The organism is Mycobacterium sp. E1715 (assembly GCF_001667625.1).
Taxonomy (GTDB): Bacteria; Actinomycetota; Actinomycetes; order Mycobacteriales; family Mycobacteriaceae; genus Mycobacterium.
The window spans coordinates 1-2,460 of the sequence record NZ_LZJJ01000381.1 but is presented as its reverse complement, the minus strand read 5'-3'; the positions used below and the strand labels follow the sequence as shown (position 1 = coordinate 2,460).

Genomic DNA, 2,460 nt, shown 5'->3' with positions numbered 1-2,460 from the left:
CGCTCGACGCAATGACGAAGATCACAACGGGCAGCGACGAATAGATGACCCCGCTGACCCCGCCGGCCTGCCGCAGCAGGCGTTCGGCGGTGATGCGGTTGACGGTCGCGCGCTCAGCCCCGCCCGACTCGTCGGGTCCCGAGCTCGGCCCCCGATCGTCGGGTCGGGTCACCGCTGAATTTCGTAGTGCGGGTTGTAGATGGCCTTGGTGCCGTTCTCCAGCTTGCCCAGCCGGCCCCGCACCCGCAGCTTGCGGCCCGAGTCGATGCCGGGGATCCGGCGCTGCCCCAACCAGACCAAAGTGACGGTGTCGCTGCCGTCGAACAGCTCGGCGCGGACCCCGCCCGCACAGGCCTTGCCGTTACATTCCACGCTGCGCAGCGTGCCGATCATCGTGACCTCTTGGCCACGCTCGCAATCGATAACCCGTTGCGCGCCAGTGCTCGCGACCTCGTCGGACAACTCCTCGGAGTCGCGTTGCTCCGGCGCCTCCGTCAAACGACGGGTGAGCCGGCGCAGATATCCTTGGGCCCCCATGGCCACTCCTGACAATGCTGTTAAGCCTCGGCGCTTCACTTATGCCAACGGACACCGTAGACCTGTTGGTTCCCACGCGCCAACCGACTCAAACACCGATGTTGGAGCGCAACTGGACGCCAGGCACTATCGGGGGGTGGCTGTCGATCTGCGGGGTGTCACGACGGTGTTGTTGCCCGGCACCGGGTCCGACGACGACTACGTTCACCGTGCGTTTTCGGGCCCGCTGGGCGACGTCGGCGCGGTGCTGGTGGCCCCGCCGCCCCGGCCGGATCAATTGATCGACGGCTACGTGTCGGCCCTGGATGCCGCCGCGCGCACCGGCCCGATCGCCGTCGGCGGCGTGTCGATCGGCGCCGCGGTGGCCGCCGCCTGGGCACTGGCCCACCCGGACGACGTGGTCGCCGTCCTGGCCGCCCTGCCGGCGTGGGCCGGCGCACCGGAAGCCGCGCCCGCGGCGCTCGCGGCGCGGTATACGGCGTCGCAGCTGCGCGCTGATGGGCTGGCGGTGACGACCGGTCTGATGAGGGCATCCAGCCCGCCCTGGCTGGCCGACGAATTGGCCCGGTCGTGGCGGGCCCAGTGGCCACAATTGCCCGACGCGATGGACGAGGCGGCCGCCTATGTGGCGCCGACCCGCGCCGCGCTGGCCCGCCTGACCGTGCCCCTGGCCGTGGCGGCCGCGGTCGACGATCCCATTCATCCGCTGGGCGTCGGCGTGGAGTGGGTCGATGCCGCGCCGCGCGCGGCGCTGCGAACGGTGACGCTCGACCAGATCGGCGTGGACCCCGCCGCGCTGGGCGCGGCGTGCCTGGCCGCCCTCGCCGACGTGGGCTGACGGGTTCGGGTCAGCCGCCGGTGGTGGTGCGCAGCTGCTGCATGGCCGAGCCCTCGACGCTGCGGCGCGCGGCGGGCTCGTTAGACCCCGACTCCGCCTCGCCTTGTTGGGCCTGTTGCGCCTCGGCTTGCTGGGCGGCCGCGGCCTCCCGCAGCTGCTGCGCCATGGGCTCGGGCAGCTGCACGGTCAACGGCGTGCGCACCGGAAGGGGCGTGTCACCGCGGCGAACGACGGTGTCCGCCAACGCCGCTCGCGCCTCCTGCTCGAGCGCCTCCATGGTCTCGTGCGGGCCGTTGATGACGCAGCGGATCATCCACCGGTACCCGTCGACCCCGATGAAGCGCACCGCCCCGGAAGCCGAGCCGACCACCTCGCGGCCCCAGGGGCCATCCTTGATGCTGACTTTGGCCGAGTCCTTGCGCAGCGAATCGGCGAGCTCGCCGGCCACCTCGCGCCAGAGGCCGCCCGTCTTCGGCGCCGCGTAGGCCGCGATGGTGAAGCGGCCGTTGGGCGTGACGACCCACACCGCGCTCGGAACGCCGGTCTCGGTCAGCTCCACCTGCAGCTGGCCCGCCTCCGGCATGGGAATGAGCACCGAGCCCAGGTCCAGGCGCGCCAATTCCGCGACCGAGGGGTCGTCGAAGTCGTCGATGTCGAAGGGGCCCTCGAGTTCCTCGCCGTACTCGTCGTCGATCGGGTCGGCGGCAGCTTCCGCGTCCACCGGCTCGTCGCTGTCGTCGTTACGTCTCTTAAGTGCCATCACAAACTCGCATGTCCGCCGGAGGAACCGTGGCCACCGTCGCCACGGGAGGTTTCGGCCAGCCCGGCCTCGTCGAACGACGACACCTCGACCAGCTCGACCAACTCGACCCGCTGCACCAGCAGCTGGGCGATGCGGTCACCCCGATGCACCACGATCGGCTCGGCCGGGTCGAGGTTGATCAGCGCGACCTTGATCTCGCCGCGATAACCCGCGTCGATGGTGCCGGGGCTGTTGACGATCGAAAGTCCCACGCGCGACGCCAGTCCCGAACGCGGGTGGACCAACCCGACCATCCCGAACGGAATCGCGACCGCGACGCCGG

General features: G+C 70.9%; 4 protein-coding genes and 1 pseudogene. 1 reads left to right on the top strand and 4 read right to left on the bottom strand.

Annotated features, from left to right (window positions below):
• Window positions 1-172, bottom strand: a pseudogene (locus A9X03_RS30410) (DUF3159 domain-containing protein); the annotation flags it as partial.
• Window positions 169-537 (bottom strand): OB-fold nucleic acid binding domain-containing protein, encoded by a 369-nt coding sequence (locus tag A9X03_RS18915; protein ID WP_055401629.1) that lies wholly within the window; start codon window positions 535-537, stop codon window positions 169-171. The gene A9X03_RS18915 and the pseudogene A9X03_RS30410, both read right to left, overlap by 4 nt.
• Window positions 538-673: 136 nt before the next feature.
• Here A9X03_RS18915 and A9X03_RS18910 point away from each other — a divergent pair, with 136 nt between their 5' ends.
• Entirely contained in the window at window positions 674-1,375 is a 702-nt protein-coding gene (locus A9X03_RS18910; RefSeq protein ID WP_067780638.1) for a serine aminopeptidase domain-containing protein, read from the top strand.
• Window positions 1,376-1,385: 10 nt separating this feature from the next.
• On the opposite strand, the gene A9X03_RS18905 is transcribed toward A9X03_RS18910, so the two are convergent.
• On the bottom strand, window positions 1,386-2,135 hold the full coding sequence (locus A9X03_RS18905; protein WP_068262422.1) for a DUF3710 domain-containing protein: 750 nt from the start codon (window positions 2,133-2,135) through the stop codon (window positions 1,386-1,388).
• On the bottom strand, window positions 2,135-2,460 hold a 326-nt coding region (dut, locus tag A9X03_RS18900), incomplete at its 5' end, for a dUTP diphosphatase (RefSeq protein ID WP_082969667.1). The genes A9X03_RS18905 and dut, both read right to left, overlap by 1 nt.